Below are 25,428 nucleotides of genomic sequence, written 5' to 3'. Positions count from 1 at the left end.
ATCCCCTTTTGGCTGCCGGGGCAGGGGCGGTTGCCGCCATGCCTTAAGGATTGTTCACATCCATTCACACTCAGGCAGATTATTCTAATCTTTGACCGTTTTTACGGATCATCCGCTGCTCCAGCTCGGATTTCCGGTCGACCGTGGGGATCGGAGGGGTGGTTCTGACAGGCTCAGCCGGTCGCCAGGGTGGACGCGGCGCCGGTCTTTGTCGCTTTTGAGATGCACGCTGTTGATGCAGGCTAGGGGGCAAGACGCGGAGCCATCAATCATGAGAAAGGATCGGGAATGGGTTTACAAAGCTTCTCAGGCTGGGGGAACCTCGGGATGGCTTGCGGGTGATCTGCGGGTGATCTAATGAAGCACAGTTTGTTGGCGAGGAGGGTTTTGTGAGTCAAAGTCAGAACAATCAGAATAAAAAAAGTGATCTGTATAACCGGGACCACAGCTTGTCGGCCCAGTTGCGAGAGGGCACCAAGCAGTCCCACACCATGGCCGAGAACATGGCCTTTATCAAGTGTTTCCTGAAGGGAGTGGTGGATAAACGGGCCTACAGCCGCTACGTGGGCAATTTCTACTTTGTCTACAGTGCTCTGGAAGAGGGCTTTGCCCAACTGCGAGAGCACCCGCTGGTGGGCCGGTTCTACTACCCGGAGCTGTGGCGCAAGACCAGCCTGGAGAAGGACTTGAATTATTTTATCGGCCCCAATTGGCGCGCTGTGGTCAAGCCCTCCCCTGCCTGCCAGGTTTATGTCAACCGCATCCGAGAAGTGGTGGAAAAAGATCCGCTTCTGCTGATCGCTCACGCCTACACCCGCTACATCGGTGACTTGTCGGGTGGCCAAATCCTCAAAAACATCGCCCGCCGGGCCATGGGCTTGCCGCAGGGGGAAGGAACGGCCTTCTACGATTTCGAGCAGATCCCTCATGAGGGCAAATTCAAGCAGCGCTACCGCGCCCAGCTGGATGCGTTGGAGCTGGATCAAACCACCATCGACCGCATTGTGGCAGAGGCCAACTATGCCTTCAAGCTGAACATGGATCTGTTTAGGGAGTTGGAGGGCAATTGGCTGTTGTCGATGGCCCGCTTGGCCTGGAACTCTCTGCTCAGCCAGTTTCAACGCAAGCCCGCCCGTTCTGAGGCAGCCGCTCCCAGCTCCTAAAATCCGGATTCCAGAGGGCAGTGAGGCGATGGGTTCTGCTGCCTATCTCCCCTCTCCCTCTGGGAGAAGAGCCGGGGGTGAGGATCAGTCACATTCAAGAGTGTCGCGGGTGGCCCGACCGGTTACAGGGTTAACGCCGGTGGCCCGTTCACAGAGGATGGAGAGGGCGTCTTGGCGTATTAAGGCATTGGTGAAATCGGCCCCATCAATTTGGATCCCTTCGACTCGGGCCAGCCACATCATGCTGTCCTGCAGTTGCGCTTCTCGCAGATCCGCACCCTGTAAGTTGGCCATGTCCAAAGTGGCCCCCCGCAGGTCGGCCCCGCGCAAGTTGGCTTTGCTGAGATTGGCCCCGAATAGGTTTGCCCCTGCCGCCTTCACGTGGCTGAGATCGCTTTGGCGCAGGTTGGCCTTGAGAAACTTCCAGCCGCTCAGGTCTTGCCCTGCAAAGCTCACCCCCTGCAGATCTCGTTTGGTGTAGTCCTCTGCCTGGGCCGGGGATCCCAGCAGGGTAACCCCCAGGCAGAGTATCAGCCCGCAAAGCACCATCCCCCGCAGGAAACGGCTCAGCCGAGACAGCCTCGCCAGAACCGAAGCCAGCCAAGCAACAGACATCGTGGATCCCTCCCTCAAGGAAACCTCCATGGCTTGGGAATTGCTTCTGGTTTTATCTTACCGGATAGGGATCCCGCCGGCAGATTGGGCTATCATGAACTACCCCACCGCATAGGCGGATGGGGTTTCTGATGCCCCATCCCCTTGACGGCAGGATTTTAGTCTCTTCCTCTGCCCCAGGTGCTTCATAGACCCGCAGGACTTTGAAGTAGAGCTGAAGCATCCAAGACTCACGAGGCCGGTTCCCAACCCCGGTTGCCGATTAGTGGCAACGTTGTACATCACCATCACCGAGCCACGATCCCTCGGTACCTCAAACCCACAACCAGAGCAGACATGATAGCGGTTGCTCAAGTCCGCCCACTCCTTGTGGACTGCCCCACATTTGGGACAGCGCTGCGAGGGCTTGATGGCTTGCGTAGGAAGCACGAGAACTAAACCACCTTTCTGCTCGATTTTGTAGGTAATCATCTGGTTCAATGTACCGAACCCCACCGACAAAATCGACTTGTTTAGCCCTGCCTTGCGCTTCCCACCCTTGCGGGTCATCCCTTTGACATGCAGCTTCTCCGTTACGCCGTTCGCCTACGGCGGCGCGGAGCGCTTCGCCATAACGACAAGCTATCTCTGACGTAACTTTGTGTTGCCAGTCTTTGCGCTGACGGGCAACCTTTGCTTGCAGTTGCGCTTCCCGCCGGTGGATTTTCTTCCACCTTCTGGAAGCCTTGACACCCTTCTTCGGAGCGCGCTTTCTCCGCTTCAACTTGGCAAGCTCGCGTATCTTCGCCTCACTCCGCTGGGTAAAGCGGGGATTGGCAATCTCCTGAAACTCCGCCCCGTCAAACAGGGTCAGGGCGGTCTCTGTACCCAAGTCATAGGCAACGATGGACTCATATCGCAAATCCGACTGCGACCCAAACTTAGGCTCTGGTATGGCAACCTCAACCGTAAACGAAGCGAACCACTGCCGCCGGGACGGCTTGTAGACAAGGGTCAGCGTAGTGGGCACGCCCCAATGCTTGGCTTGACCGCGCATTTTCAGGGTAATGCCCAAGTCATTGAGTGTGACCGTGCCATGCTTCCCCGTGCTGTTGACCTTCCACCCCGACCGAGCAGGATACGTCCAGCCCGAATACCGGCGAATGGACTTGAACCTCGGCTTCCTACTCAGTCCTCGAAAGAACCGTTGGTAAGCATAATCCACCCGCTTGACGGTAGCTTGCAGGGCTTGGGAGTTCAGTTGGGCAAACTCCACCCACACCTGCTTGAATTCGGGGAGTAGGTTCTGCTGTTCCAGGTAGGTCACCGTTCGGCGGTGGAGCTTGTACTCGGTTTCCCGGTGGCTGACACAGGCGTTGTAGAGGTAGCAGTGCAGACGACGAGCCTCGAGCAAAGCCTTTTCCTGAGCTTTGCTGGGATACAGTCGAAAGGTCTGCCTTCTGGTTGCCATATGCGTTATCCTACCCCCACCTGCCCCAGTTCTGAGTGCTCCACAAATCCAGTGGCGCTATCCATCCCCACCCTACAGAGGGTGGGGAATTCCGCGCGTTTTGTTAAAGTCTTCTACAGACCAGATCCGCGATTGGCGAGGGGGCGACAGGGATCCATGTCCGAGATCGAGGTCTTCGATGCGGAGCAGTTGGCCGGGCTGATCGAGGGTCTGGCAGAGGCGATCGGCAGGGATCATCCCCACCTCCAAAAGTTGACGTTGATCGGCATTCGCACCCGGGGAGTTCCCCTGGCCTACCGCCTGCGGGATCGGATTGCCACTCTGCTGGGGATCCCGCCCCAAGTGGGGGAGCTGGACATCACTTTTTTCCGCGACGATTTGAGCGCCGGCGGGTTGCGCACCCCCGATCGCAGCGAAATGCCGCGTGACCTGACCGGCCAAGAGGTGGTGCTGGTGGATGATGTGATCTTTCGCGGTCGCACCGTCCGGGCGGCTTTGGAGGCCCTAAACCACTTTGGGCGACCGGAACGGGTGCGATTGGCGGTGTTGATTGACCGGGGTCACCGACAGTTTCCCATCCAGCCCGATTACTGCGGTTGTCAGCTTTCCACAGAACCGGAGCAAACGGTGAGAGTCCATCTGCGGGAAACCGATGCGGAAGAGCGGGTGCTGTTGATAGACAAAACGGCAAAGATCAAGTCCTGAGCCGGCGCTGGGGTGCGGTATTTTGGGGATGACCTGCTAAAACTTGCCGCCATGCCTCGGTTGCCGGAAACTCGCCGTTACGCTGTTTTGGGTACGGGTGCTTTGGGAGGATTTTATGGGGCGAAATTGCAACAGGCGGGCTTTGCGGTGCATTTTCTGCTGCACAGCGACTATGAGCATGTTTGCCAAAACGGCCTGTGGGTGCAGTCCTGCTGGGGGGATTTTCATTTGCCCCAGGTGAATGCCTACGCAGCCGTGGAGGACATGCCGGCTTGCGAAGGGGTGATCGTGGCTTTGAAAGCCACCCAAAATGCGCTTCTGCCGCACTTGATCCCGCCTGTGTTGGCCGAGAATGGCGTGGTGATCTTGTTGCAAAACGGGCTGGGGGTGGAACCCGAGATTGCCGATTGCGTTGGCCCAGAGCGGGTCATGGGGGGCCTCTGCTTCATCAGCTCCAATAAGGTTGGCCCCGGCCACATTCACCATCTGGATTACGGTTCGGTGCTGCTGGCAGAGTACGGCCCTGGCTATGCCCCCCAAGGGATCACGCCCCGCCTTCAACAAGTTCAAGCCGATTTTCAACGGGCAGGGATCCCGACTTCGCTCTCTCCAGATTTGATGTTGGCCCGCTGGCAGAAGTTGGTCTGGAATATTCCCTTCAACGGCCTCTCGGTGGTGTTCAATGCCGATACTCAGCAAATGATTCGAGACCCTGAGGCCCGTGCTTTGGCGGAAACGCTGATGCAGGAGGTGATACAGGGAGCTGCAGCTTGTGATCGCCTGCTTCCCGACTCCCTGATCCAAGAAATGCTCACCAATACCGAGAAAATGGCCCCCTACCGCACCAGCATGAAAATCGACTATGAGCGCAAACGTCCTCTGGAACTGCAGGTGATCTTCGGCAACCCACTGCAGTACGCTCGACAAGCTGGGATCCATCTGCCACGGGTTGAAATGCTCTACCGACAGTTGCAGGTGTTGGATCGCCTGAATCGAGGGATCCCTGGGGAGCAGCAGGCTTAAGTTTTTCAAGATCCGGCGGAGCGATCCCAGGGCTGGAGCAGGCTTTCTCCTTTGCTTGCGGGTAGACTGAGCCGCAGTCGTGTACTGTTGCTCTGGCTTTATGCCGCTGGGATCCACCCACGATCGCATTACCCTCTGGACGGCCCCCGGCATCACCCTAGCCGCCGGTGTGTTGGGGAACAGCACCACAGTTGCCCTGGCTGTGGGATCCGCCTATCTGTTCAGCGGCCTGATGTTTTCTGGAGATCTGGACACCTGTTCCCGACAGTATCAACGCTGGCTGTTCTTGCGCTGGATTTGGCTGCCCTACCGCAAGTGGATGCGGCATCGCTCCTTTTGGTCTCATGGGCCGATTGTGGGCACCGCCGTGCGGGTACTGTACTTGAGCCTATGGGCAGGAGGAGCTGGCCTGCTGGGGGCTTGGCTGGGATCCCGGTTGGGCTGGTGGATGTGGCAACCCTGGGTGTGGGGCAGCGATCTCTGGCAATTGCTGCAAGTTCACGCCGAGATGCTCTTTTGGATTGGGATGGGGTTGGAACTGGGATCGGTGAACCACAGCCTAAGCGACTGGATGGTCTCCCGCTGGAAACGCTGGCGCAGAAAACGCCGTCAGGTTCGATCTCCTGCCAGGCGACTCAGCTATCGTGGCTAGGGATCCATTGGGCCAAGGTTTGATTTTTCGCCCGCCACGGCATTTGAATGGCAGTGAGGTTACCTACTGTTCCGCAACGCGTAGTCATTTATCTCACCGTCAAGGCGAAACAAACGACCGGTTGCTTCCTGCTAAGGCCTCCGGCCCGCTACGCGAGCAGTTGAAATAGAGGGTAATAAGAACCACGACTGCTATCAGCCCCTCACCCCCCCTTGAACCTGTGCTGTGCCCACAACTCCGCGACCTATCCTCTCAAGAGGGCTGAAACTGCAAATCTTGGCCAATTACCCTTTAGCCCAGGTACTCTGCTTGTGGCCATTTCGATTCAAACTGGGACACTGCACCCATACCTAAAGCCTTGAATACAGGGAATCAGAAGGCTCTCCTCAGTAGCCCAAGCGTCTCACCCTAACTTGAAACGACTACTTGAAGCAGTTTTGTCAAGAACATTTCTTCTTACGTTGGCTAGGTATTGCGATTTAATCTCAATAAAGCTATGCTGTTACTCAGTTGAGTGGTGGAGTCATATCCATCAGTCTTCCTCTCTTGTCTTGGATGCGGCAGGGATCCTGTGCTGGCAGAGCTGGCCATCTGCGTCAGCAGGGATCCCTTTTTCTCCTCTCCAAGGCTAAGCAAGGTTCTGTGCTAATGAGAGTCAGAGTCAGTTGATAGAGAGATTTTTTGCTTGCTCATGTCAATCTGTGGAGGTGGCAGTGTAAAGGAGCAACAGCGGCTGAGGGTTATGGCTTTGGAAGGGGGCAATCTGGCTTCGGGAACCGGAAGACAAGACCGAATACAAAGATTGCTGCTCTAGTTTCCTTTGCAAACTTGTCAGAAGCTAAGGAAAAAGACCAACCTTTTGGGACAAACTGTCTGTCCTATGTCTTGTTTTGTCGTTCAAAAATTTATGTTGGGCTCAAGAGAAACTCTAGAAAAAAGTTGAATCAGGTGGAAGAATCAGTTAGAATCTAGCTAGCGTTAACGCTAACCGCGACGAAGAGACTGGAGGGAGGAAAGCCTAACAGCCTCTCTCCTTTTTTCTGTAGAGATTACCCTCACCTTCAACCCCTGTCTTGTGAGAGAGGGGGAAGCCTGAATGTCCTATGACCCAAAGCGGCTAGAATTTCCATCAACTCTTGTTTTATTCTCTATCCCAAACCTGATACTAAAGAGTTGCTCCTCGATCTTGTAACCATTGAGCAGCCAGCCTGTGTTGGCGTTTTTGTGCATAGGCTAAGGGGGTATGCCCATCTTCATTGCGAGGGTTTAGTTCGGCTCCATTTTCCAGCAAAAGCTCCAGGATTTCGATGTGTCCTTCCCAAGCAGCCCAGTGCATCGGTGTCGCCCCGAATCGGTTGCGCGCATTGGCATTGGCCCCGTACAAGAGCAGAAAGCGAGCGATGCCCAAATCCCCTCGGGTGGCGGCTTCATGCAGAGGGGTTCGGCCTGTTTCGTCAGTGGCATCCACCGGCGCTCCCTTAGATAGTAGGCGGGCCAGAATGCTTTTTCGACCGGTGGCTGTGGCCCAGTGGAGAACACGACCAGTGTTGGCTCCCTTTTGGATGAGCAGACCGATTACTTCTACCTGATCGGTTAAAGCAGCCCGATGGAGAGGGGTATAGCCATGGTTATCTGGGAGATTGATATCACTGCCTGCCCTCAAAAGACGCTCCACCAGCTTGACCTGACCGCTGGCGGCAGCCAAATGGAGAGGGGTAGCACCTGTGGGATCTAAGGCATTGGGGGAGGCGCCATATACTAAGAGCAAGTCCAGCAGTCCCAGATGGCCAAGGAGTGTCGCTTTGTGAAGCAAGGTCATTCCCTGAGCATCGACAGCATTCACATCTTCCCCCCGCTGCAAATGAGCCAATAATTGTTTTAGATCTCGATTGGCAAGAGCTTGATGAAGCGCTTCACTCATAACAGATAGAAATAAAAAAGCCAAGTTGCAATGAAGTTGGGCAACAGGAAGGGATCCTCGATAGGCCGGAATGGAGGCTCCAAACAACTTGGGCAAAGTCTAACACTGGATCCCTGCTGCTGAGGGAAGCGGGAGAACCAAGCGCTTGGTGGGATCCCTTGGTCAAGCCGGGGCCGCAGCGATAGACTAGAGCTGGTTTTTGGCCAGGTCTTTTCCCGATCCCTTAGTTGCGCCACCGTTTATGGATTACTACGCGATCCTGAACCTATCTCCTGCAGCGGACATTGAAGAGATTAAACAGGCGTTTCGACGGTTGGCGCGGCAGTTTCACCCTGATGTGGCAGGGGAGGGATCCCGAGAGCGTTTCCAACAAATCCACCAAGCCTACCAAGTGCTGAGCGACCCTGAGCAGCGGCGGCGCTACGATGCACAACGTCAATCTGCACAACGTCAATCTCCACCCAGCTCTCCTGCTGCCGGCGAAAGGCGGGTGGTCATTCGCAGCATAGGCCCCTCATCGGCAGAGCAACCCAATCCGGAAGGGCTCAAGGAGGGGATTGCCCGCGTCAAGGCAGCCTGGCGGGAGCGGAAGTTGCCCACGGCGGTGGCCCAGGCGGAGGCGCTGCTGAAACGGTTTCCCAACTCCAGCGAGGCCATCCACATCTTGGCGTTGGCCTACCAGCGCTTCGGCAACCATTTGATCTACGAGGGGCGCTATCAGCAGGCGGAAGCCTACTTGAGAAAAGCTTTGGCCACGGAGCCGCACAACCGAGAATTGGCCTTTGAAATCAAGCGAGATTTAGCCCGTCTGGGCATTCGGGAGGGATCCCGCTAACTTGCCTGCGTTGGGATCCCCAACGTCTGAGCTGCCCACTGCCGGAGTTGTTGGCGGTTGACTTTGCCCTGAGGGTTGCGCGGGATCCCCGTACACCACAGCCAGTGCTTGGGGTGCTTGAAGGGACTCAGTTGGCGGCTCAGGTGTTGCTTCAGGTGCATTTCCAGCTCTTTGGGGATCCCCGTTTTGGGGACGACCACCGCCACCACCTGCTGCCCCCATTCGGCATCCGGCAGGCCCAACACGCACACATCTTCCACCCAGCCGCTGGCTCGGATCTCCCCTTCCACTTCTGCAGCCATCACCTTTTCCCCGCCGGTTAGGATCAGGTCATCGGCTCGACCTAACCAATAGAGGGATCCCTGTCGGTCTAGATAGCCCAAATCGCCGGGGGTAAAGCCTTGCTGTTGCCCTTCGCGTAAGCGGTGCGTAGCACTTAGGTGCGGGTAGTAGCCCAGTGCCAGCGACTCTGCCTGAATGTGAATGTAGCCCACAGCATGGCTGGGCAGGGGATCCCCTTTTTCGCTGCGGATCTGGAGCGTGGCGTGGGGCAGAGGCCGACCCAGACTGTCGCTCCCTTGCCAAAAGGCTTCTGGCAGTAACGTACACACCTGGGAGGCGGTCTCGGTCATACCGTAGGTGAGGGCAAGGGGAAGGTGAAGTTGCCGGGCCTGTTGCCGCAAGCTGGGCCAGGTGGGGCCACCGCCGACCAAAATGGCCCGAAATTGGCGCAGGCTCTCCAAAACTCCCGGATGGGCGCTGAGCAACAACCGTTGCAACTGAGTGGGCACCAGCGATAGAAAGCTCCCCGGCAAAGGGGGATCCCAAGACTCGGCCTGCTGTTGCCGTTTCCAATCCCAGACAACCCACTGCCCACCGCTCAGCCAGGAGCGGACTGCCTGCATCAAGCCGCTGACGTGGTACAAGGGCAGAACGCAATAGCTGTGTACAGGCCCAACGGCAAAGTGCTGTTGGTGGGCTTTGGCCGAGGCACTGAGGGTCAGCCAAGAGTGCAGGGCCCATTTCACTTGGCCGCCAGAGCCACCCGTGGGGATGCCGATCAGCGGCCAATGGGAGCTGGGCAAAACTTCCCGCAACTCTCGCAGGCGCGGATTCAAGGGGGCGGGATCCCCTTCCAGCCGTCCCTGTCGCCACCACCAGCCGGATCCCATATCCGCCAAAGCCTGTCCCCATTCCCGTTCTCCCCAGTGGGGATTACCCAGGAACAGCGGGATCCCCAAGCGTTGGCAGGTCAAAACTGCCGCCCACACCTGCACCGGATCGGAGTCTGCCACCAGCAGGGGAACGGCCTTGTCTGCCAAAGGGCGCAGTTGCTCTTCCAGTTTGGACAGGCACTCCTTCAAGTCTCCGCCATCCCCGGACAAGACAATTGACCTCATGGGCTATGGGTATGCCATCTCAACGGCTTCGCGGATCCCCTGCATTTTATTAGGGGATCCCCCCTCGATTTCCTTGGCAAGGAACGGTGAGGATAGGTTTGGGCTTGGCTTATCATGATCTAGGTTTGAACTGGGAGGTCTGTGTTGTGATCGAGCCGATTTTGTTGGGGATCGTCTTGGGCATGGTGGTGGTCACCTTGGCGGGCTTATTCGTGGCAGCCTACAGGCAGTATCAACGCAGCAACAAGATCGGCCTGTAGGAGCAGCCTTTGGGGGGGTTGGAGAAAACCCATAGGGGAGAGAGAGATTGAGGTGGCATGGCGATGCACTGGCTGCGCACAGTTGCTGCTTTGCGGGAGCAGGTAGCCGATTGGCGGGGATCCACAGTTGGCTTGGTGCCCACGATGGGATCCCTGCATGAGGGCCATCTCAGCCTAATCCGCCGCTGCCGGCAAGAGTGTGACCACACGGTGGTCAGCATTTTCGTCAATCCGCTGCAATTTGGCCCCAACGAAGACTGGGATCGCTATCCCCGCGACGAAGAGGGGGACCGAGCTTTGTGCGAGGCAGCAGGTGTGGATGTGGTCTTTGCCCCTGACCCGCAAGAGATGGGAGCCGACCCCGCAACCGGAAGCGACCGCACCTGGGTCATGCCCCCCGAATCCCTTCTGCAGACCCTCTGCGCCCCCCACCGACCTGGCCACTTTCGCGGTGTAGCCACCATTGTGCTGCAACTGCTGAACTTGGTACAGCCGCAGCGGGCCTACTTCGGCCAAAAAGACGCCCAGCAACTGGCGATCATTCAGCGTTTGGTTCGGGATCTGCAAATACCCACCACGATTGTTCCCTGCCCCACGGTGCGAGAAGCCGATGGCCTCGCCTGTAGCTCCCGCAACCGCTACCTTTCTGCTGCTGAACGACAGGTGGCTGCCGGGCTGTACCGGGCCTTGCGTCGGGGATATGACCATTGGCAGGCCGGGGATCCCTCAGCAGAAGGGATCCTTGCCGCCGCCCGTGCTGAGCTGGAGCATACCCCAGAGCTGCAACTGCAGTACCTGGAATTGGTGGATCCCCAAACGCTGCAACCGCTGCCGCGGGTGGAAGACAAGGGCCTGCTGGCCATTGCTGCCTATGTGGGGCAGACTCGCCTGATCGACAACCTGCTCCTTTCCCCAGAGCAAGGGGATCCCTCGCCGGAGAGAGTCCAGCATGCGGCACCGCCCTCTTCCGGCACGACCTCTCCCCCGCGTCGCCCGCTGATTGCCATCGACGGCCCGGCTGGAGCCGGAAAATCCACCGTGGCGCGGGCAGTAGCCGCCCAGCTGCAGCTTTTGTACTTGGACACGGGGGCCATGTATCGAGCCATCACCTGGCTGGCACTGCAACGGGGGATCCCTTTGGACGATGCCGAGCAACTCACCCAACTGGCCGCCCAAACCCAGCTCACCCTGCAAAGTGGCACCTCTTCGACAGAGCCGACCCGCATCTGGGCCGATGGCGAAGAAATTACCCAGGCCATTCGCTCTCCGGAAGTGACCCGCTGGGTCTCTCACGTGGCGGCAGTGCCGGGAGTACGCCAGGAGCTGGTGAAGCGGCAACGCAGCATTGGCCGGGATGGCGGTGCTGTCTTGGAGGGGCGGGATATCGGCACCCACGTCTTTCCCGATGCAGAGCTGAAGGTTTTCTTGACCGCTTCTGTTGGGGAGCGGGCGCAGCGTCGGCAACACCAACTCCAAGCCCAAGGGCAAATGGTGCCTCTCGAAGAATTGAAAGCGCAAATCGAGCAGCGGGATCGCCGCGACAGCGAACGGCTCATCTCTCCCTTGCGGCCTGCCCCCGATGCCATCTTGATCGACACAGATCACCTGAGCCAATCCGAGGTGCAAGACAAGATTGTCATGTTGTACCGGCAACTTTTGGAGCGATCTGGCCCGGCCCGTTTAGATCAGTAGCTTTGACTCAATCAAGACTAAATCAACGGGACAAGTCAGATTTCCGCATGATTTTCAGGGAGCTGGCCGGTTTGAACAGCTTGATCCCTCTCTCATTTCTCATTGAAGATTTTCGTTGAAGATGCAGTTGATGAGGGGGCACGGATGCCGAGCTATGGGTTGAGTGATGAACTTTGGCAAAACCACCGAGGTGTTGAGGTGCCGGAGGGGATCCCGTTGATGATGGAAATAGGCCGACCCGCTTTTCTCTCGATGAGCCAATGCTACCTGTATCCCGTTCCGCCGTCGCGAACGGAGCGCTATGGTTAATGTCTTTCTCTTGGCCTTTCTGCTGCTCCTCTCAGGAGCTTGCTCTGGCGCCGAAACGGCCATCACGGCCATGGACAACCTGCGCTTGGAATCCCTGATCGAAGAGCAAGGGGATCCGCAGGGCTTGTATCGACTGGCCCAACAACAGCGCTCGCGGCTGATCACCACCCTGTTGCTGGTGAACAACTTTGTCAACATCGGCATTGCTGCTCTGGCCACAACCCTCTCCATTGAACTGTTGGGAACCCAGATTGGAGCTTTGGCCGCCACCGTGCCCACCACAATTGTGGTGCTCCTCTTTGGAGAAGTAGCCCCAAAGTCTTTAGCGGTGAGCCATCCGCTAGGGGTGTTCCGCTGGGTGGTGCGGCCTGTTCATGTCCTATCGCTGCTGTTGCGCCCTTTTAGCGACGCTTTTGAGTGGGTTGTCAGCAGGCTCTTCAATCTATTGGAATTCTCCCCCCTGACGGCCACCGCTTCTCTCAAGGATTTGGAGCTGCTGATCGATGTGTTGGGGCAGCGGGGGCTGCTGGATTGGCAAAAACGGCGGCTGTTCCGTGGGGCCTTGGCTTTGGACTTGCTGCAGGCGCGGGACGTGGCCAAGCCCAGAGTTAAAATGGAGACCATCTCCCACGACAAAACACTGCAGGATGTGGTGAAGCTCTGTTTGGAAACGGGCTACTCGCGCATCCCCGTGCAGGGAGAATCCAAGGACGAGATCGTCGGCATTATCCACCTCAAGCAAGCCTTGCGCTATCTCGATCAAAAAGGCAATGCCGAAGTGACCCAGGCGATGGCACCGCCTTTTTTTGTGCCGGACACCAAGCGGGTCAGCTTGTTGCTCAAGGAAATGCTGCGCTCTCGCCAACACCTGGGGATTGTGGTGGATGAGTTCGGCGGCACCACCGGCCTGATCACGCTGGAGGACATTTTGGAGGAGCTGGTGGGCGATATTTACGACGAGAGCGATCTCTCCCCCCTGCTGCTGCGGCGGCAGCGGCGACCAGGTGGAGCTTCTACCTCCCCTGGCTGAGAACAGGAGCAAGGGGATCATCCCCTCTCTAAGTCCTAGCTGGCTCTGGAGGGATCCGTCTCCGCGGCTGTTGGGTTTTCGTGCGCGCCGGGAGTGAGCTCCCCAAAGCCGGCCTCGACGGGATAGCGGGCCACAAAAAAGATCCAGAAGCTGTGGATCCCTAGCCCCAAAGCCCACCAGCCCAACAGGGGCACCAGCCACGGCCAATCCGCGCGGTACAGTTGCTGAAAAAACACCAGCCCAGACCCGCTACAGAGGAAAACAGACAGGTGGGCGGCATAGGTATAGCGATCATCCAGCTTGCGAAATTCGGGATCCCGACGGGAGGGCTTCCGGGGCCAGCGAGGCGGCATGGCAAAACCATCCAGTTAAAACCTTCTCCAGTGTAGAACAGCCGTCGGCGGGGATCCCTGAGACTGGGGATTGACATTTCTGCTGCGCAACCCCAGCTTCACCGCCCGTTTGCCCAGCCAGTACACCAGCAAACCCATCAGCAGCACTGCCAGCCAAGGGGCCAGCACCGCCACCACCGCCAGCAGCAGAGAAGTGACGTCTTCACCGGTGGCCAACAGCGGGTTGCCCAGCCCCCCTGTGTGGTGGTAAAGGTCACCAGTGTGGCACAAAAATGCGAAACTGAGGCCCAACCCCCAAAAAATGGCCGGTATGCCCTTCATATCCTCAGCGTTGATGGGAGTGCTCCCGCCAAGCGCAACTGGGGGGATCCGTCTCGGCTGGCTGAACCTCGAACTCCAGCGGTCCCTCTTCAGTGTACAGGTGCAGGTCGAACCAGAAGGTGGATCCCTGTTCTAGCTTGCTCTCCAGGCAGATGCGGGTTCGATGTTTCTCCAGGATGTTGCGCACGATGGCCAACCCCAGGCCGGTGCCCTCTAGGGTGTGGACCCGGTTCTCGACACGGAAAAAGCGGTCGAAAATCCGCTCCTGATCTTCTGGGGCAATGCCAATGCCTGTATCGGCCACCGCCACCCGCACTGCCTGCGGGGATCCATCCGCCTGAACCACCAGGTGGGCATGTACCGTCACCAGGCCCCCTGAGGGGGTGAACTTGAGGGCATTGCCCAGGAGATTGGTCATCACCTGCAGCAGCAGATCGTAGTTGCCCCAGACCAGCGGCAGATCCGGATCGACGAACTTGCGCAGCTGGATCCCTTTGTCGCGGGCCTGCAGTTGGTGGGTGCGCAAAGTCTGCTCGATCACTGCCGCGATGTCGACACCTTCAAAGTGGTACTGCTTGCCCGATTCCAGACGAGACAAATCCAAAACATCGTTGACCAGGCGAGTGAGGCGATCGGTTTCGCGGTTGGCAATTTCCAGGTAGTCCAGCCGCTCCGCCGAGGACATCTGCTCGCCGTACTCGTAGAGGGTCTCGATAAAAGACTTGATGCTGAAGAGGGGGGTGCGCAGCTCGTGGCTGATGTTGCTGATGAATTGAGCCTTGGCTTCGTTGAGCTCCACCTCGCGGGTGATGTCCTGCACCGTCATCACGATCCCCTTGAGGTTTTGCCGCCGCGGATCCGACACCGGCGAAAGCAGGATGCGGATAACACGCTTGGTGGGGCCGGTGAGGTTGACGCGAACTTCCTCTGCTTCTTGATCCCCGCGGGCAATTTGCATCAGGGGGCGGGCCAGTTGCTGCTGCAGATCCTCCGGCAACAGCTCCGGCAGGGGTTTGCCCAAAACGGGATCCCCTTCCCAGCCAAACATGCGGGAGGCGGCAGGGTTGAGCAGCAGCACCCGCAACTCGGCATCCAGCAAAATGGCAGCATCGACGATGGAGAAGACCAAGGTCTCCAACTTGGCTTTGGCGGCAGCCAGTTCCTCGATGTTTTGCTCTTCGTAGCTTTGCAGCCGCTCCGCCATCTCGTTAAAGCTGTCGATGAGCTGGGCCAGCTCGCCCCCGAAGGGCAGGTCGATGCGCTGCTTGAAGTTACCTTTGGTGATCTCCTGGACACCTTTGACCAGCTCTTTGATGGGATAGGTGATGGTGAGGGCATTGACCACCGCTCCCAGGATGGCCAAGACCCACACCGCCAAAAACACCCCAATCGAGACCTCCCGCGCCAGCTGGGTGGAGCGCACCAGGGCGGGATTGGGATTGATGCCCAAGCCGAGGGTGCCCAAAAAGCGGCCCTGATGGTAGATGCCGACGAAAATATCCGTCACCCGCCCAGCAGGGGTAAGGTGGGTGCGCACCAGCGGTTGGCCCTCAGCAGGAGGACGGTTGTCCGGCAGTTGCATGCGACGGGTAAGGCTGAGGGAGGTTTTCACCTCCTGATTGGAGAACGGGATCCCGTAGTAGATGTTTCCTTCGGGATCGGCGTAGAGCAAATAGCGGATGCTGCTGGTGCTCTCAAAGTACTGGCGGGACAGTTGGGCGACTTCGCCAATGCGATCTTCCGCAATTAGAGGGGCAACATTGGCCGCCAAAAGCAACCCCAGATCCCGGCCAAAGCGGGCCTCGTTGAAGCGGGCATCCTGCTGCACAGTGCTGACGGCCCAGAAGGTAAAACTGCTCACCACCAAGGAGACCACCAGCGTGGCCACAAAGAGCAACTGAGTTTCCAACCGCAGTTTTTGCTTCCATCGCGCCCACCAGCGCTGCAGGGATCCCATCGAAGACCCGGCTGGCTTCGACTGCGAGGGATCCACAGCCCCAGGCAATGGCTCTGGAGACGGAGCAGTCGCTTCTGGAGATTGGGCTTCAACAATTGGCTCGGCTGGCTCGACGGTGCTGACAGGAGGCATGAACCCAACGTGAACAGATAGCGTGAACGGATATAGGGCGGTGATTCGCCACCATTCTGACATGGGCAGGCGATCCCTTTGTCTCAGCCAAGGCCGGGTGAGAACCGGTATGGGATCCCGGCTTCGCAACGCAACCTGCTCCAGCCGACCTGCAGGGGAATGGTTGCCAATACCGATAAAGGTATCCCCAAGCAAAGCTTGTCAGCGCCCCTAAAGTTGATAGACTAGAAAATCGTGCTTCACCAGGTCAGAGTGACCGGAAAAATCGTGACCAACAGCCCCGTCAGCCAATTTATCCAACATCATTTTCGCCACTTCAACGCCGCCGCGCTGGTGGATGCGGCCAAGGGCTACTGTGCTCACCTGGAAAAGGGCGGCAAAATGATGGTGACCTTGGCCGGCGCCATGAGCACAGCGGAGCTGGGCCTTTCCCTAGCGGAAATGATCCGGCAGAACAAGGTGCACGCCATCTCCTGCACCGGCGCCAACCTAGAAGAGGACATCTTCAACCTCATCGCCCATGAGTTCTACGAGCGGGTGCCCCACTACCGCGATCTTAGCCCGCAGCAGGAGCAGGAGCTGCTGGAGCGGCACCTGAACCGGGTAACCGATACCTGCATTCCCGAAGAGGAGGCGATGCGGCGCTTGGAAAAAGCCCTTTTGGAAGAGTGGATCGGCGCCGATCAGGCGGGCGAGCGCTATTTTCCCCATGAGTTTCTCTACCGGATTCTGCGCAGTGGCCGGCTGGAGCCCTACTACCAGATCAATCCGCGGGACTCTTGGGTTTACGCGGCTATGGAGGCCAACTTGCCCATCTATGTGCCGGGATGGGAAGACTCCACCACCGGCAACATGTATGCCGCCCACTGCATCACGGGTGAGATCCGCAATGTACACACCGTCCGCACAGGGATCGAGTACATGATCCACCTGGCGGATTGGTACCTGCGCACCTCGGCGGAATCCTCCATCGGCTTCTTTCAAATTGGCGGCGGCATAGCCGGGGATTTCCCCATCTGTGTGGTACCCATGCTCCATCAAGACCTGGGCCGCCAGGGCGTGCCCATGTGGGGCTATTTCTGCCAGATCAGCGACTCCACCACCAGCTACGGCTCCTATTCGGGAGCAGTGCCCAATGAGAAGATCACCTGGGGCAAGCTGGCTGTCGATACCCCCAAGTTTGTCATCGAGTCGGATGCCACCATTGTGGCACCTTTGATCTTTGCCTGGGTGCTGGGGTGGTAAGAGAAGCGGAATCAATCCATATGCCCGTCAGCGGATGCCGAGCGGGGCCAGCGGGACAAAAGGATCGCAGCTTCCCAGCGCCGCATGTCCTGGGCAATTTGCAGGGGGGTGAGGCCGTAGCCATCCGGCTCGTCGATCTCGGAGCCATGTTCCAGCAGCAGCCGAACGACCTCTGGGTTGCCGGACCAAGCGGCAAAATGTAGGGGAAGGCCACCGGCACCAAAGCGAGCGTTCACCTCCGCCCCTCCCTGGAGCAGGGCTTTCGTAACCTCAGGGTTGCCCAGGCGAGCGGCTTGGTGTAAGGGGCTGGCTCCCCCATAGTCCGGTCGATTGGGATCCGCCCCCGCTGCCAGCAAAAGACGGGCGTTGAGGCCGCTCTCCACGAAAAACAGGGCTGTCTTGCCCCGCTCATCGACAGCGTTGGCGTCTTTCCCCAGCCAGAGAGCCAGTTGCAGCCGCAGCGGGTTGGCTTGGGCCAAGGCTTGTGGATCTTCTGCCAAGGTGTGACCGTAGAGGCCCAAGCCCCCCACCACCATTAGGGATCCCAGTCCGACAGCGATTTTTAGGACCTGACCTCGCATAGCCCTATTCCTCAAAGAAAAGGATGGCGAGCCCCTGCCTGGGCAGAGCCTGGGCCGAGAGCAGCAACGGGTTGCTGAGGGCAGGTTGCGGGGCAGCAGCGGGGAAGAGACGCAAAAACTCCTGCAGCGGCAGCAGCTCGCATTGGGATTCCTCGGCGGCGGCCGTGCGATACATGGTGGGGATGACCAGCTTGGGCTGCAGCGCCTCAATGGCCGCCTTGGCCCCGGCAGGATCGTAATTTTTCGGCCCACCCCCCACTGGCACCAGCAACAGGTCGGGACGAGCAAGCAGGATGGACTGCTCCCGCGTAATTGGCTGTAGCGCCCCTCCCAAATGGACAATGTCGATCCCAGCCATGCGCCAGCGCCAACCCACGTTTACGCCAAAGCGAGGGCCACGGGGCATGCGTACTCCTTGCACCCGGATCCCGTCAATCAGATAGTCTCCCGGCTGAAACAGCACCTTGGGGTTGCCGGGCACCACATCCAAAGCCCCTTCATCCAACAAGCGGCTGCTGAGCAACACCAGATCGGCAGCAACTCGTGGGGCAGGATAGCCAGCCGTACAGCCCGCCGGCCGAAACGGGTTGACCAGAAACCGTCGGCCCTCCCCCTCGAACAAAACACAACTGTGGTGCAGCCAAGTCAGTTGCAGCCCCTGCGAGCTGGAGCCGGGAGTGAACTCTATAGACCCTGGGGTTGTTGGCGTTTCCGAACCTTGTGCCGGCGCTGTCTGAGCGCCCGCTTTGCGCCCTCTGGCCAGGTTCACGGCCATCGATCCCAGCAGCCCAGCGCTGGCTTGCAGAAGCTGGCGACGCTTCATGGAGTGGGGATCCCTGATGTAACAACGGCAACGGTTTCCTGAGGTTTCTGCGAAACATTGGGCTGAGCAGCAGTTGAGGCTTTGGCGCTGCGCAGGAAGTTGCTCAACAAGCGCTTGCCCTCTGCAGTCAAGATGCTCTCCGGGTGGAACTGCACGCCCTGAACGTGGGGATAGCGGCGGTGGCGTACCCCCATGATGATCCCATCGCCTGTTTGAGCCGTCACCTCCAGCTCGTCAGGACACGTAGAAGGCTCGATCACCAAGCTGTGGTAGCGGGTGGCCGTGAAAGGCTGGCTCAACCCCTCAAACACCCCCACCCCTCGATGGTAAATGAGCGAGGTTTTGCCATGCATCAGCTCAGGTGCGCGCACGATCTGACCACCGTAGACCTGGCCAATGCACTGGTGCCCCAGACAAACCCCCAAAATCGGCAGCTCTGGCCCCAGCTCCCGAATCAACTCCAGGGAGATCCCGGCATCTTCCGGCCGCCCTGGCCCAGGAGAGATAACTACAGCTTGCGGCTGCATTCGGCGCAGGTCGTCAACGGAGAGCTGGTCATTGCGAAAAACCTGAAGCTGAGCTCCCAACTCCCCCAGGTACTGCACCAAGTTGTAGGTAAAGCTGTCGTAGTTGTCGATGACGACCAGCACGATAGCATCCGGCAACGGCACCCCATTTTAGCACTTGCTTGAGCTGCTGTTCTTGATCCAAAGAAGCAGAGTAACTGGCGCTTTTTGCAGGGGAGCAGTCGACGCCCCAAGAAAGCTTGTATCCTAGAAGGTACAACCCACAGGAAGCAGTGAATTGGGCGGGTTTCCAGGTTTCCCAATGTTGATTTGGATCCCATGAGTGCGCTTCTCTCCCCGGCAACCGATTTGCTGGACGAGTTGCGGCAGCTTTTCCCCTTCGAGCTGGACGACTTTCAGATCCGAGCCATTCAGGTTCTGGCTGCTGGGGAATCGGTGGTGGTCTGTGCTCCCACGGGATCCGGCAAGACCCTGATCGGAGAGTATGCCATCTATCGGGCCCTATCCCAGGGCAAGCGGGTTTTCTATACAACGCCCCTGAAGGCCCTCTCCAACCAAAAGTTCCGGGATTTTGGCCAGCAATTCGGCCCAGAACAGGTTGGCCTGCTCACCGGCGACATCTCCATCAACCGGGAGGCGCCGATCTTGGTGATGACCACCGAGATCTTCCGCAACATGCTCTATGGCACGCCGCTCTCTCTGGCCGTTCAGAGAGGAGCCTCCGGCGATGGGATGGAACCTTGGGAGGAGGCGGAGGCCCTGAGTCGGGATCCCTTGCGAGAGGTGCAGGCGGTGATCCTGGACGAATGCCATTACATGAACGACCAGCAGCGGGGCACCGTCTGGGAAGAAGCAATCATCTACTGCCCCCCCACGATCCAGCTCATTGCCCTTTCTGCCACCCTGGCCAACAGCGACCAGCTCACCGATTGGATGAACCAGGTGCATGGCCCCACCCATCTGATCGACTCCAACCACCGCCCGGTGCCGCTGCAATTTCACTTTGCCAATCGCAAAGGGCTGTTCCCCCTGCTGGAGCAAACCGAGTCCGGCCAGTGGGTTTGCAATCGCCGCCTGAAAAGCAAACTCCCCAAGTCAGGTCAGTCTCCCTATGGGGGGGTGCCGGATATGGTGCAGGTGGTGGAGAACTTGCGCCAGCGGGACATGCTGCCGGCCATCTATTTCATCTTCAGTCGCAAAGGCTGTGATATGGCCGTGGCCAGCGTAAGGGATCTGGACTTGGTAGCCAGCGAGGAAGAACGGCAGCAGTTGGCCGAGCAGATCGACCGCTTTTGTCGAGAAACGCCCGAAGCTGTCCGCCGAGATCAGTTGGATGCCCTTTACCGGGGCATTGCCGCTCACCATGCCGGTATGTTGCCTGCCTGGAAGGGGCTGGTGGAGCATCTGTTTCAGCAGGGGCTAGTGAAGCTGGTCTTCGCCACCGAGACTTTGGCCGCCGGGATCAACATGCCTGCGCGAACCACGGTGATCTCTTCCCTTTCTAAGCGCACCGACAACGGCCACCGCCTCTTGACCGCTTCCGAGTTCATGCAAATGTCGGGCCGAGCCGGACGGCGGGGCAAGGACATCATCGGCCATGTGGTGACGGTGCAATCCCCGTTTGAGGGGGCCCAAGAAGCTGCGCGGCTGGCCACCTCTGGAGCGGATCCCTTGGTGAGCCAGTTTACCCCCACCTATGGCATGGTGCTGAACCTGCTGCAAAAGCACTCTTTGGAAGCAGCACGGGATCTGATCAACCGCAGCTTCGGCCAGTATTTGCTCTCGTTGCAAAAGTTGCCCGAACAACAGGAGATCCTGCACACGCGCGCCGAGCTGGAGGAGATCGACCGTCTCTTGGGAGGCATTGCCGACGAAGATATCGCCCGCTATGAGAAGATGCAGGCGCAACGGCGGGAAGAACGACGCATTTTGCGCTACTTGCTCAAACAACGGGAAGCTGAGCCGGATCCCACCTTGCGGCTGTTGGCCTTTCCCCACATTCATGCCCAAGAGGAAAAAATCCGTGCCCTAGAAGCTCAAATCCGAGAGAATCCCGCTCACCAAGTGGGGAAAAAATTGCTGGGTTTGCGAGAAAAACGCCAGCGCTTGCTCAAGCGCCTCGAGCACCTGGAGCGGCAAAGCGATTCCGTGCAGGAGTTGCGCTGGCAGCAATTTATGGCCTTGGTGGGGGTGTTGCAGGATTTCGACTGTCTGCAAGAATATCAACCTACCGATAGCGGAGAGGTGGTGGCTGCGCTGCGGGGGGATAACGAGCTCTGGCTGGCGCTGGCTCTGCTCTCCGGTGAGTGCCAGGGCTGTGCTCCTCATCATTTGGCCGGAGTTGTGGCTGCCTTGGTCTCAGAGGCTCCCCGTTCAGGCATCTACAGCCGGTTGCGCACCTCGGGGCTGGTGGAAGATGTGCTGCACGGGTTACGGGGTTTACGGCGGCAACTGTTCCGCAGCCAACGCCAACACCAGGTGTTTCATGTGCCGATTGGGTTTGAGCCCAGCTTGGCCGGGATCGTCGAACATTGGGCTCAAGGGATCCCTTGGGAAACCCTAGAAGCCAGCACCAACCTAGATGCCGGAGACCTGGTGCGCCTGATCCGCCGCACGCTGGATTTGCTTTCTCAGATCCCTTATGTTCCCCATCTGCCGGCGGAGTTACGGGAAAATGCCCGTCAAGCCCAAAAAATGCTGGATCGCTTCCCGGTGAGCGAGTTGATCTAGCGAGCTCAGACCGTTTGCTGTTCAGTGAGGTTGCAGCTCTATGATGCCCGCTGGTGAACCCACCCTCAGGGATGTGTTGAGTGTTATTGAAGAGATCCGGCAAGATGTGGAAGAGATCCGACAGGATGTGGAAGGACTCCGGCAGGATGTCTCCAGAACCAACGAGCGGCTAGAAGCCCTGGCAGCCGATCAAGCAAAGCGCTGGGCCGAGCAGGAAAGACGTTGGGCTGAGCAGGAGAGACGTTGGGCCGAGCAGGGGATAGAAAACCGGGTGATCCTAGAACGAATTGACACCTATCAAAAGGCTAGCGCCCAAGTGGTTAACCTGGCTTTTGCCTTGATTGGAGCTGCCACCGTAGCTCTTGTCGGCATCGTCCTACGGTTGGCCGTTAGTCTATAGTCAGCTGGTTCGGCAAAAACTTCGGCAGGCAGGATGGCCTTGCTTCTCTATTCGGCAACTGGTACGGCTTGTCCTTGAGTTTGGCATTCCGAATGGCCATCTCTGACAGGGCCATGTCCCACCCCGTCTGTTATATCCCCTATTGTGTCCCACTTTAGCCTGGATTACAGTGGGTTTCCCCGGTCTATCGTGGACACTAAAAAGCCCAGAAGCCTTGCTGGGTAAGAGCTTTCTGGACTTCAGTGGACGTTATCGGATTACGGAGAGAGTGGGATTCGGTCGCGCCAGCGGGCCGGATGGCCTTACCCACGGTGAGTTGCTCTCACAAACAAGTTCCAGCGGAGAGAGTGGGATTCGAACCCACGGTGAGTTGCCCCACACAGCATTTCCAGTGCTGCGCCTTCGACCACTCGGCCATCTCTCCAGATTGAGAACAGGGGCGACTTTCCAGAGAGCTAAAAAGTCAGCTTTGTGATCCTAGCAGAGGATGGAAGCCATCAATGAGATCCTTTGGGCTCCCCAGGCCGAAACATTTGCAGCAACACTTGCCGGCGAGAGCACCGCCAGTAGTCAATATGGGATCCGATCAACCCCGACTCGTTGATCTGTATTTCTGTCCAGCCGGGGATGCACAGGCGGGGACGCCAAGGCAAAGCCAAAGAACCGCTTAGGATCCACTCGGTGCGGATCTGGTTGCCGGTTTGCCGAATATCCTGCAGCTCGAGACGGATATCCTCTATCCAACGCCCTATCCCCTCGATCATGCGGCGATAGCGATCCAAGCCGCGAAACTCGTTGAGGGGATCCCGGAAGTAAACCTGCGGGTCGTAGATCGCATAGGTCTGATCCCGGGGAAAGCGAGCGTAATCTGCCCGCAAGATGGCCACCAGATCGGCGCTAGGCGGGGCTTGGGAAGGAAGGCTCATGTCTTGGCCACGACAGAAAGAAACACCGTTTCTCCGGGGGCAGGGCAACACAACCGGATAGATTGGGACGTGGCGGCATTCAAGGCTGCCAGCTTTTCTCGAAACTCCTGCAGGCTGCCCAAGGGGCGGATCTGGGCGGCAAACCAGCCGTGGTAGTCCACCTCTCCCATCGCGGTTGGGATCACCTGCTGGGGGCGTAGGGCTGCCACCACCTCCAGGGCCCGCTCCGGCCCCATGATCACCTCTCCCAAGAGGGGAAAGATCTGCCCCACCACCGGGATCAGCAGAGTATGAATGGGGCACAATTCCTGCTGCAATCGCAGCCGGATATCCGGTTGGGAAAGATGAGGCTCGTAGTAAAGCCGTGTCTGAGAGGGCACCTCTTCCAGCAGATAGCCCAGCTCACGGACAGGCCCTAGGGGCGCACCGGGAATGGCCGTGACGCGCAGATCCCCCCACTGAGCGGACTGCCAGGGATCCAGAGCTTGAACTGTTGCAAATCCCAGACTCTTCACGACTCTGGCTGCAGCCGGCGAGGCCAAAACGGGGATCCGCTTATCCAGGCGCTGCAACGTTGGTGGGTGGCAGTGATCCGGCTGGGCTTGGCTGAGGAGGATCCCGTCGATTTTGGGCAAGGTCTCCGGCGTAAAAGGGAGCGGCTGGCGGTGCTCCAGGCGGATGAACCAGGGGATCCCCAGAAACACCAAGGGATCCACCAGCCACGGATCCAATAGGAAGGTTTGCTCCCGGGTGTGGATGAGCCAACTGTTGAGGTCGATGCGGGTCAGTTTCATGAGTTGAAAGTAAGGTTATTGGCCGGTAATGGAGAGATCGGCAACCCAAATGCGGGGACACAGCCCACCGGGTGTGACTTGCGGCTCGGGCTCGACGTAGAAAATCGACTTCAACAACTCCAGAAAGTCTCCGGCCACTGTGGCGGCTTCGATGCTGATGCGCTCTCCTTGGCGCACCCACCACCCCTGAAACGGCAGCGAGAAGGATCCCTGTAGGGGCTTAACGCCGGCATGAAGCGCTTGCAGCTCATCGATCCAAACTACATTTTCAGCCGTAGCCAAGTCATAGGTGCTCTCCGGCGGTGCCCCGGCAAATACATGGTAGTAGTGGGCGGCAACTGTGACCTTGGCGCCGATGTTGGCATGGCCGGTGGGCTTGGCTCCTAGGCGCTTAGCCGTACCGGCGCTGTGCAAAAAGTGGGTCAAGACCCCATTGGTGATGAGGGGGACACGGCGGGTGGGGGTGCCTTCTCCATCAAAGCTGATCGCTCCCACATTGGTCGGGTGTAGGGCATCGTCACACACCGATAGAAGAGGCGAGGCAATGGTCTTGCCCAGGGATTCTGGGGTGGACAGGCTTTGGTTGTCCAAAATGTTTTGAGCATTGAACACATTGGAGAAGGCGCTCAACAAACTCAAAAAGGCTTCTCCGGAAAAGACCACTGTGTATTTTCCAGAGGGGATCCGCTCGTACTCCAGATGGCTAATCAGTTTCTCAGCAGCTTCCTGCACACAACCCTGGATATCCAACTCATCCAGGCTGCGGGCCACTCGCATGGCTCCGGCACTGCGGGGTTTGCGGCCCTCTTGCTCTGCCTTGCTGTAGAGAAAAACCGAAGCGAGGGTATGCTCCTCTTGTCGTAGGGCTTGGTGGCTGTTGAGGTAGAAGCGGTTGATTTGCCGCTGCGCTAGGCCGTTGTAGGGCACCCCCTGAATGGCGGGATGGGATCCCAGCAGTGCCTTTTCGGCAGCCACCAACTGTTCCAACAAGTCGCCGGCCAAAGCCAACGGCCCTTTGTCGTTACAAGGCTGGGCAATGGGCAGAGTGGCTTCCGGGCTGAATTGAGGGGCATGTTCCCGCACGCCAAAATGGCTGGCTTCAAAGGCCGTTTGCAGGGCCAGTTCCAGCCCCGCCTCATCCACATCGGTGGTGGAAGTTACTCCCACCTGCCCTTGGTCGTTCCAGGCCCGCACCGTCACGCTGCAGCGGTGGGAAGCCTTGACCTGGCGAGGTTCCCCATGATCTACCTGCACGCTGGTTTCATCCACTTGAGCCCCGTAGAGATCAAACTGAGGGATCCCCAGCCGCCGGGCACAGCTTTGTGCCTGTTCTGCCAACACCTCGACTTGCACCATTGCCACTCCCCAAGTTCCTGTTGCCATCCAGCGCCTCTAGTAAACTACCCGCACTCATGCTGACGCAGAGCGCTCCGCACCGCTAAAGCGAAAGAGTGCAGGCTTTCGGTAGCCCTGTAGTTGGCAAGCCAACCACGGACCTCTAGGCTGGTTTACAGCAGCCCCAAGTTTGGCAATCATGTTGGCCCCATTCCAGTCCGCATCCCCTTCCCATCCACAGTGCCCACA

General features: G+C 58.4%; 26 protein-coding genes, 1 tRNA gene and 1 pseudogene. 12 read left to right on the top strand and 16 right to left on the bottom strand.

Annotation, left to right across the window (positions count from 1 at the left end; genetic code table 11):
- Nucleotides 1-449 precede the first annotated feature (449 nt).
- Nucleotides 450-1,163, top strand: coding sequence for a heme oxygenase (biliverdin-producing) (locus tag NW839_RS05935; RefSeq protein ID WP_414351378.1), 714 nt, complete (start codon nucleotides 450-452; stop codon nucleotides 1,161-1,163).
- Between the two features lie 84 nt (nucleotides 1,164-1,247).
- Here the strand turns inward: NW839_RS05935 and NW839_RS05930 are convergent, their stop codons facing one another.
- The 3 genes from NW839_RS05930 to NW839_RS05920 all read right to left on the bottom strand — a co-directional run bounded on the left by NW839_RS05930 (nucleotide 1,248) and on the right by NW839_RS05920 (nucleotide 3,228).
- Nucleotides 1,248-1,778 (bottom strand): pentapeptide repeat-containing protein, encoded by a 531-nt coding sequence (locus tag NW839_RS05930; protein WP_414351381.1) that lies wholly within the window; start codon nucleotides 1,776-1,778, stop codon nucleotides 1,248-1,250.
- A 99-nt stretch (nucleotides 1,779-1,877) separates the two neighbouring features.
- Complete coding sequence (locus NW839_RS05925; RefSeq protein ID WP_414351383.1) at nucleotides 1,878-2,207, bottom strand: zinc ribbon domain-containing protein; 330 nt, start codon at nucleotides 2,205-2,207, stop codon at nucleotides 1,878-1,880.
- On the bottom strand, nucleotides 2,092-3,228 hold the full coding sequence (locus NW839_RS05920; protein WP_414351385.1) for an RNA-guided endonuclease InsQ/TnpB family protein: 1,137 nt from the start codon (nucleotides 3,226-3,228) through the stop codon (nucleotides 2,092-2,094). Before NW839_RS05920 ends, NW839_RS05925 begins: the two co-directional genes overlap by 116 nt.
- Nucleotides 3,229-3,384: 156 nt before the next feature.
- Between NW839_RS05920 and pyrR the strand changes: the two genes are divergently transcribed.
- The 3 genes from pyrR (at nucleotide 3,385) to NW839_RS05905 (ending at nucleotide 5,608) form a co-directional block, all read left to right on the top strand.
- Complete coding sequence (gene pyrR, locus NW839_RS05915; RefSeq protein ID WP_011433996.1) at nucleotides 3,385-3,933, top strand: bifunctional pyr operon transcriptional regulator/uracil phosphoribosyltransferase PyrR; 549 nt, start codon at nucleotides 3,385-3,387, stop codon at nucleotides 3,931-3,933.
- 51 nt (nucleotides 3,934-3,984) lie between these two features.
- Nucleotides 3,985-4,956 carry a putative 2-dehydropantoate 2-reductase gene (locus tag NW839_RS05910; RefSeq protein WP_414380512.1) on the top strand — a complete coding sequence of 324 codons (972 nt, stop codon included), beginning with the start codon at nucleotides 3,985-3,987 and terminating at the stop codon, nucleotides 4,954-4,956.
- Between the two features lie 79 nt (nucleotides 4,957-5,035).
- Nucleotides 5,036-5,608, top strand: a complete 573-nt coding sequence (locus tag NW839_RS05905; RefSeq protein ID WP_414341609.1) for a metal-binding protein — start codon at nucleotides 5,036-5,038, stop codon at nucleotides 5,606-5,608.
- A 1,165-nt stretch (nucleotides 5,609-6,773) separates the two neighbouring features.
- Here the strand turns inward: NW839_RS05905 and NW839_RS05900 are convergent.
- The gene (locus NW839_RS05900) at nucleotides 6,774-7,529 is read right to left on the bottom strand and encodes an ankyrin repeat domain-containing protein (protein ID WP_414351393.1); all 756 of its coding nucleotides are present in this window, start codon (nucleotides 7,527-7,529) and stop codon (nucleotides 6,774-6,776) included.
- Nucleotides 7,530-7,770: 241 nt separating this feature from the next.
- On the opposite strand from NW839_RS05900, the gene NW839_RS05895 reads away from it, so the two are divergent.
- Nucleotides 7,771-8,364 carry a J domain-containing protein gene (locus NW839_RS05895; RefSeq protein WP_011433991.1) on the top strand — a complete coding sequence of 198 codons (594 nt, stop codon included), beginning with the start codon at nucleotides 7,771-7,773 and terminating at the stop codon, nucleotides 8,362-8,364.
- On the opposite strand, the gene NW839_RS05890 is transcribed toward NW839_RS05895, so the two are convergent.
- Nucleotides 8,361-9,764 carry a 2-succinylbenzoate--CoA ligase gene (locus NW839_RS05890; RefSeq protein WP_414351396.1) on the bottom strand — a complete coding sequence of 468 codons (1,404 nt, stop codon included), beginning with the start codon at nucleotides 9,762-9,764 and terminating at the stop codon, nucleotides 8,361-8,363. The genes NW839_RS05895 and NW839_RS05890 overlap by 4 nt on opposite strands.
- Before the next feature lie 146 nt (nucleotides 9,765-9,910).
- On the opposite strand from NW839_RS05890, the gene petG reads away from it, so the two are divergent.
- From petG to NW839_RS05870, 4 genes are all read left to right on the top strand, one after another.
- A complete protein-coding gene (petG, locus tag NW839_RS05885) occupies nucleotides 9,911-10,024 on the top strand; it encodes a cytochrome b6-f complex subunit V (protein ID WP_011433989.1) in 114 nt (37 codons plus the stop codon).
- A 63-nt stretch (nucleotides 10,025-10,087) separates the two neighbouring features.
- Nucleotides 10,088-11,716, top strand: a complete 1,629-nt coding sequence (locus NW839_RS05880; protein ID WP_414351423.1) for a bifunctional pantoate--beta-alanine ligase/(d)CMP kinase — start codon at nucleotides 10,088-10,090, stop codon at nucleotides 11,714-11,716.
- 144 nt (nucleotides 11,717-11,860) lie between these two features.
- On the top strand, nucleotides 11,861-12,025 hold the full coding sequence (locus NW839_RS05875; RefSeq protein WP_187147237.1) for a hypothetical protein: 165 nt from the start codon (nucleotides 11,861-11,863) through the stop codon (nucleotides 12,023-12,025).
- The gene (locus tag NW839_RS05870; protein ID WP_414351398.1) at nucleotides 12,018-13,055 is read left to right on the top strand and encodes a hemolysin family protein; all 1,038 of its coding nucleotides are present in this window, start codon (nucleotides 12,018-12,020) and stop codon (nucleotides 13,053-13,055) included. Before NW839_RS05875 ends, NW839_RS05870 begins: the two co-directional genes overlap by 8 nt.
- Nucleotides 13,056-13,090: 35 nt before the next feature.
- Here the strand turns inward: NW839_RS05870 and NW839_RS05865 are convergent, their stop codons facing one another.
- From NW839_RS05865 to NW839_RS05855, 3 genes are read right to left on the bottom strand one after another with little or no spacing between them, the layout of a single operon-like run.
- Nucleotides 13,091-13,408, bottom strand: coding sequence for a hypothetical protein (locus NW839_RS05865; RefSeq protein ID WP_011433986.1), 318 nt, complete (start codon nucleotides 13,406-13,408; stop codon nucleotides 13,091-13,093).
- A 15-nt stretch (nucleotides 13,409-13,423) separates the two neighbouring features.
- The gene (locus NW839_RS05860; RefSeq protein ID WP_414351401.1) at nucleotides 13,424-13,729 is read right to left on the bottom strand and encodes a DUF4126 domain-containing protein; all 306 of its coding nucleotides are present in this window, start codon (nucleotides 13,727-13,729) and stop codon (nucleotides 13,424-13,426) included.
- A 4-nt stretch (nucleotides 13,730-13,733) separates the two neighbouring features.
- On the bottom strand, nucleotides 13,734-15,686 hold the full coding sequence (locus tag NW839_RS05855) for an ATP-binding protein (RefSeq protein WP_414380516.1): 1,953 nt from the start codon (nucleotides 15,684-15,686) through the stop codon (nucleotides 13,734-13,736).
- A gap of 399 nt (nucleotides 15,687-16,085) precedes the next feature.
- Here NW839_RS05855 and NW839_RS05850 point away from each other — a divergent pair, with 399 nt between their 5' ends.
- Nucleotides 16,086-17,063, top strand: a complete 978-nt coding sequence (locus tag NW839_RS05850) for a deoxyhypusine synthase family protein (protein WP_414380510.1) — start codon at nucleotides 16,086-16,088, stop codon at nucleotides 17,061-17,063.
- A gap of 11 nt (nucleotides 17,064-17,074) precedes the next feature.
- Here NW839_RS05850 and NW839_RS05845 read toward each other — a convergent pair whose 3' ends face one another.
- From NW839_RS05845 to NW839_RS05835, 3 genes are read right to left on the bottom strand one after another with little or no spacing between them, the layout of a single operon-like run.
- A complete protein-coding gene (locus NW839_RS05845) occupies nucleotides 17,075-17,644 on the bottom strand; it encodes an ankyrin repeat domain-containing protein (RefSeq protein WP_414351407.1) in 570 nt (189 codons plus the stop codon).
- Nucleotides 17,645-17,648: 4 nt separating this feature from the next.
- On the bottom strand, nucleotides 17,649-18,467 hold the full coding sequence (locus tag NW839_RS05840; RefSeq protein WP_414331279.1) for an MBL fold metallo-hydrolase: 819 nt from the start codon (nucleotides 18,465-18,467) through the stop codon (nucleotides 17,649-17,651).
- Nucleotides 18,464-19,117, bottom strand: a complete 654-nt coding sequence (locus NW839_RS05835; RefSeq protein ID WP_011433980.1) for an anthranilate synthase component II — start codon at nucleotides 19,115-19,117, stop codon at nucleotides 18,464-18,466. Before NW839_RS05835 ends, NW839_RS05840 begins: the two co-directional genes overlap by 4 nt.
- Before the next feature lie 195 nt (nucleotides 19,118-19,312).
- Between NW839_RS05835 and NW839_RS05830 the strand changes: the two genes are divergently transcribed.
- Both NW839_RS05830 and NW839_RS05825 read left to right on the top strand, forming a co-directional pair.
- Nucleotides 19,313-21,724, top strand: a complete 2,412-nt coding sequence (locus NW839_RS05830) for a DEAD/DEAH box helicase (RefSeq protein ID WP_414351408.1) — start codon at nucleotides 19,313-19,315, stop codon at nucleotides 21,722-21,724.
- 40 nt (nucleotides 21,725-21,764) lie between these two features.
- Nucleotides 21,765-22,124, top strand: a complete 360-nt coding sequence (locus NW839_RS05825) for a hypothetical protein (RefSeq protein WP_414331067.1) — start codon at nucleotides 21,765-21,767, stop codon at nucleotides 22,122-22,124.
- A gap of 339 nt (nucleotides 22,125-22,463) precedes the next feature.
- On the opposite strand, the gene NW839_RS05820 is transcribed toward NW839_RS05825, so the two are convergent.
- The 5 genes and pseudogenes from NW839_RS05820 to NW839_RS05800 all read right to left on the bottom strand — a co-directional run.
- Nucleotides 22,464-22,548, bottom strand: a tRNA-Ser gene (locus NW839_RS05820).
- Nucleotides 22,549-22,621: 73 nt separating this feature from the next.
- Nucleotides 22,622-23,050 (bottom strand): DUF2358 domain-containing protein, encoded by a 429-nt coding sequence (locus tag NW839_RS05815; RefSeq protein WP_414351411.1) that lies wholly within the window; start codon nucleotides 23,048-23,050, stop codon nucleotides 22,622-22,624.
- Nucleotides 23,047-23,844 (bottom strand): MBL fold metallo-hydrolase, encoded by a 798-nt coding sequence (locus NW839_RS05810; protein WP_414351412.1) that lies wholly within the window; start codon nucleotides 23,842-23,844, stop codon nucleotides 23,047-23,049. Before NW839_RS05810 ends, NW839_RS05815 begins: the two co-directional genes overlap by 4 nt.
- Before the next feature lie 15 nt (nucleotides 23,845-23,859).
- Nucleotides 23,860-25,200: a TldD/PmbA family protein gene (locus NW839_RS05805; protein WP_414351413.1), complete on the bottom strand. Its 1,341-nt coding sequence runs from the start codon at nucleotides 25,198-25,200 to the stop codon at nucleotides 23,860-23,862.
- A 54-nt stretch (nucleotides 25,201-25,254) separates the two neighbouring features.
- Nucleotides 25,255-25,428: pseudogene (locus NW839_RS05800) on the bottom strand (RNA-guided endonuclease TnpB family protein); the annotation flags it as partial.

This window comes from Synechococcus sp. R5-15 (assembly GCF_047462035.1).
In the GTDB taxonomy this organism is placed as follows: domain Bacteria; phylum Cyanobacteriota; class Cyanobacteriia; order Thermostichales; family Thermostichaceae; genus Thermostichus.
Note: the sequence above shows the minus strand (reverse complement) of the source record. Positions and strands in the feature narration are given on the sequence as shown.